This is a genomic window from Candidatus Methylomirabilota bacterium, assembly GCA_035315345.1.
In the GTDB taxonomy this organism is placed as follows: Bacteria; Methylomirabilota; Methylomirabilia; order Rokubacteriales; family CSP1-6; genus CAMLFJ01.
The window spans coordinates 1-4353 of sequence record DATFYA010000164.1; the positions used below are offsets into that span (position 1 = coordinate 1).

Here is a 4353-nt window from a genome sequence, read left to right on the forward strand (position 1 = left end):
GCTGGCCGGCCGCGCGGGTGGCCGCGTCGTCCAGGTGCGGGCGCAGCACCGTCGCCACGTGCGCGAGGAATGCCGGCCAGGCCGCCAGCATCCGATAGAGCCCCGGCACGAACACCTGGTCGCCGACGGTGGTGCCGAGCATGGCCAGCACCGCGCGCTCGGCCGCGGGGAGCTTCGCCGGGTCGGCGAGAGCCGGGAGCGGGCCCAGCGAGGGCGGCGGTGTCCAGGCCGCCGGCGTCCCGTCACGTCCCGCGGGGCGCTCGCCGTTGAGCAGCCGGCGCAGCAGGGCCGACAGCACGAGGTTGACCGGGCTCACGCGAACGAAGCTGGCGCAGGTCGCGCGGATGGCCGCCTCTCCGCTCGCGTCCACGCCCCACACCGCAAGCGCGTCGCGCGAGATCGGGGCCAGGCGCGGCACGGAGAGACCGTCGGCGGCGCGCCAGGCCGCGGCCTGCCCGGTCCCGCTCGCGAAGGCGGAGCCCACCGCCGCCCACGTCCACTCGAGCCAGCCCGGTCGGGTGGCGAGGTGACGCTGGAGCGACGAGACGTATGGCACGGCCCAGAGGCGCCGGATCTGCTCGTAGATGGCGGCGATGTCGCCGGTGGCGTCGGCCTCGCGGAGCTCGGCCAGCATGGAAGTCCTAGCCGAGGCGTGACGGGGGGAAGCTGAAGACGTTCGCGGGCTCGTGGTGCAGGCCGTGATCCCGCCGGAGCCGCTCGACCATGCCGAGCGCGTAGGGCGCGCCTTCCAGGAGCTGCGCGAGCATCAGGTCGTCGAGTCGCAGACCGGCGCGTCGGGCCGCGGTCGCGCAGAGGTCGCGCGTGGCCGCGTCGGCGGGCTCGGTCACCGAGAGCACGGGCGGCGGCGTGACCGGGGGCGCCTCGGCGCCGGCCACCAAAGCGGGCCGGCGACGGTGCCACTCGGTGGCCTGCTCGTAGGCGTGACCGATGCGCAGAATGGTCGGCTCCTCGAACGGCCGTCCGAGGATCTGCATGCCCAGCGGCAGGGCGTTGCGCCCGAAGCCGTTGGGCAGGGCGAGCACCGGCTGGCCGGTGACGTTCCAGGCGGTGAGCGCGCTCGGCTTCTGCCAGAACGAGACGCTGCGATAGTCGGCGAGACGGGGAGCCTCGCCCAGCCCGGCGGTCACGAAGGCGTCGAACCGACCGTAGAGCGGCTCCATCTCCGCCATCATCCGCCGGTGCTCGCGGGTGGCCTGCACGTAGTCGTTGGCGGTGAAGAGCACGGCGGGGAGCGCGCGGGTGCGGAAGTCGGCGCCGAAGTCGCCGGGGCGCGCGACCAGGTTGGCCTGGTGCACGCTGAAGATCTCGGTCTCCGCGATGATGATCTTGACGTCGTAGTACGCGGCGAGTGGCCTCACGCGGCAGTCCTCGAGCGTGGCGCCGAGCCGGCGCAGCACCTCGAGCGCGGCCTCCATCGCCCCGCGGACGTCGTCCGAGGCGGGGATGTCGGCCTCCCAGTGGTGACGGAGCACGCCGATCCGGAGCCCGCGCAGGTCCGGTCCCAGCGCCTCGTCGTAGCGGGGGATCGGACGATTCAGGCTGCCCGCATCCCTCGCGTCGTAGCCGGCCAGGGCCTGCAGCACGAGGGCGGCGTCCGCGACGGAGCGGGTGAGGGGGCCGCAGTGGTCGAACGTGTACGAGTTGGTGACGACCCCCGCGCGGCTCACCAGGCCGAACGTGGGCATGAGCCCGACCACGCCGCAGTGCGAGGCCGGTCCGCGGATCGAGCCGCCGGTGTCCGAGCCCAGGGCGACCGGCACCAGCCCGGCCGCGACGGCGGCGCCCGAGCCGGTGGAGGAGCCGCCCGTGAAGTGGGCCGGGTTCCAGGGATTGCGCGCGGGCGGCCACGGCAGGTCGAACGACGGCCCGGCGTGGGCCATCTCGTGGGTGGCGAGCTTGCCGAGCAGCACCGCGCCCGCCTCGTAGAGCTTCGCGGTGGCGGTCGCGTCCTCGGTCGGAATGCGATCGATGAACACTCGCGAGTGCGCCGACGTGAGGATGCCCGCGGTGTCGTAGATGTCCTTGAGCCCGAAGGGGATGCCGTGGAGATGCCCGCGTGGGCGGCCCGCCGCGATCTCGGCCTCGGCCTGGCGCGCCTGGCGCCGGGCCAGCTCGAACGTGGGCGTGATGAACGAGCGGAGCTGGCCGTCCAGGGCCTCCGCGCGCGCGATCAGCGCGTCGGCCAGCTCCACCGGAGACAGCTTCCGGGCCGCGATCAGCCGGGACAGCTCGATGAGCGAGAGCTCGTGCAGATCGACCACCGCGTCGGCCTCAGAGCGTGAGCTTGGTCTTGCCGTCGACATCGACCAGCATCGAATCCGGGACGTAGCCGACGTTGACCGTGCGCATGAAGGCGAGCTGCGAGGCGAACGCCTCCCGGGTCAGCGGGTCCTTCTTGGCCCACTTGAACCAGAGCGGGATGGCGAACCGCCGGAACTTCTGCACGTCCTCCTCGGAGAGCCGAATCACCTGCACGCCGTCGGTCTTGTACTTCTCCCAGGCCGAGATGTTCTCCTTCTGAATGTAGGCGTAGTGATCCCACGAGTGCTGCCGGGTGGCCGCGGTCACCACCTCCTGCAGGTGCTTCGGGAGCGCGGTCCACCGGGCCATGTTGACGGTCACATCCATGAGGTCGACCGGCTGGTGGAGACACGGCGTCGAGGGCGGCCCCATGATGATGTACTTGGCGACCACGCCGAATCTGAGATTGTAGTTGACGGCCGGGCCGACGAAGTCGGCCGCGTCGATGACGCCGCGCTCCAGGGCGCCGTACACCTCGCCGCCGGTCAGGAGCACCGTGGAGACACCGGCCTGCGTGAAGATCTCGCCGACCATTCCCCCCGGGAAGCGGATGCGCTTGCCCTTGAACTCCTCGAAGGAGCGGATCGGCACCTTCGAGTGGATGATGTTCAGGTCGTGCTGGACGGGGCCCACGTAGTACATGTTCTGCGCGCGGAAGGCCTTGCGTGCGATCTGCAAACCTCCCAGCTCGTAGAACCAGGTCTCCCACTGATCCGGCCGGTCCAGGCCCAGGGGATACGAGGACAGGAACGCGGCGACCGGCATCGTGCCCGCCCAGTAGGTGGTGAAGCAGTGCATGGCGTCCAGCACGCCGCCCTTCACCGCGTTGAACATCTCGAAGGTGCCCACGACCGCGTCCGGCGGGAACGGCTGGAACTGCAGCTTGCCCTCGGACAGCTCCTTGATGTTCGCGCAGTATTTCTGGAACTGCGTGTATCCGGCCGTTCCGGCATAGGCCGCGGTCTGCACGCGCCACTTGATCGGCGCCTGCGAGCGCACCACCGCGGGGAAGCCCAGGCCGGCGGTGGCCCCGGCGGCGATGGCCGCGGTCTGCAGCAGGCGTCGGCGGGAGGTGGGCGACGGCGTGGTCGCGTCGCGGTCGGTAGTCATGCGGTCTTCCTTCCCTGAAGCGTGGGATCCGGCAGGGCGCGAGGCCGCGGGGATTATCGGCCACGGAACTTGCCGTGTCAAGGAACGCGCGCCACGATGGCCACGTTGACCGCCTGTGACCGACCTGCTAGCATCCCGCGAGGCCGCAGAGCGCGCATGGGCTCACGCCAGGATGAACGTCCCGCTGACTCGACCGGTCTCGCCTCGCGGCCGGGCCCGGGCGAGCGGATCGCGCGCGTCCTGCTCGCCTACTGGCCCCTCGGTCCGCTGGTGCGGCGGGTCGCCCGGCTGCGCGCGTCGGTGCACACGAAGCTGCTGGGGGCCTTCCTCCTCATCGCGCTGCTGCTCATCGTCATGGGGATCACCGGCCTGGAGTCGATCGCCCGCGTGGCCCGTCAGAGCCGGCTGCTGGATCAGGCGCGCGAGCGGGTGGACGCCATGCGACAGATCGAGCATGCGCTCGGCCTGCAGATGAACTTCATGCGCAACGCGCTGGCCCTGCGGGACGACGCCTCCATCGAGTCCGTCTTCCGCGAGAACAACCGCTTCAACGACACGTTCGACCGCCTCGAAGACGCGGCCCCGACCGCGCAGCGCGAGACGATCCGGGCCATCCGCCGTACCCAGGATCAGGTCATGGCCACCGTGGTGCGCATCGCGGCCCTCATCCGCGACGACAAGGCCGACGAGGCGATGGATCTCCACCTCAGCGAGGGCTACCCGCTCTACCGGGAGATCGCGACGCTGGTGACGAAGGCGGTGAGAGCCGAGGAAGCCGGCATGGGCCGTATCCGCGAGGGCGTGGAGGCGACCTACCGTCGCGCGCTCCTGCTCACCGGCGGCTTCGCGGCCGCCTCGATCGTCCTGGCCCTCGGCCTCGGCTTCGTGATCTCGTGGTCCTTCATCCTGCCGGTGCGCGAG

General features: G+C 71.3%; 4 protein-coding genes. 1 reads left to right on the plus strand and 3 read right to left on the minus strand.

The window, feature by feature from the left end:
* The 3 genes from VKN16_21255 to dctP form a co-directional block, all read right to left on the minus strand.
* Positions 1-634: hypothetical protein (locus VKN16_21255; GenBank protein HME96737.1), on the minus strand; the 634-nt coding region annotated here is incomplete at its 3' end.
* 7 nt (positions 635-641) lie between these two features.
* The gene (locus VKN16_21260) at positions 642-2282 is read right to left on the minus strand and encodes an amidase (protein ID HME96738.1); all 1641 of its coding nucleotides are present in this window, start codon (positions 2280-2282) and stop codon (positions 642-644) included.
* Positions 2283-2292: 10 nt separating this feature from the next.
* Entirely contained in the window at positions 2293-3432 is a 1140-nt protein-coding gene (gene dctP, locus VKN16_21265) for a TRAP transporter substrate-binding protein DctP (protein HME96739.1), read from the minus strand.
* Positions 3433-3588: 156 nt separating this feature from the next.
* Here dctP and VKN16_21270 point away from each other — a divergent pair.
* Positions 3589-4353, plus strand: a 765-nt coding sequence (locus VKN16_21270) for an MCP four helix bundle domain-containing protein (GenBank protein HME96740.1), incomplete at its 3' end; no start/stop codon positions are given.

What these genes read in the sequence shown, in the direction of transcription:
- dctP (HME96739.1), bottom strand. Translation starts at nt 3,432, where the DNA reads ATGACTACCGACCGCGACGCGACCACGCCGTCGCCCACCTCCCGCCGA.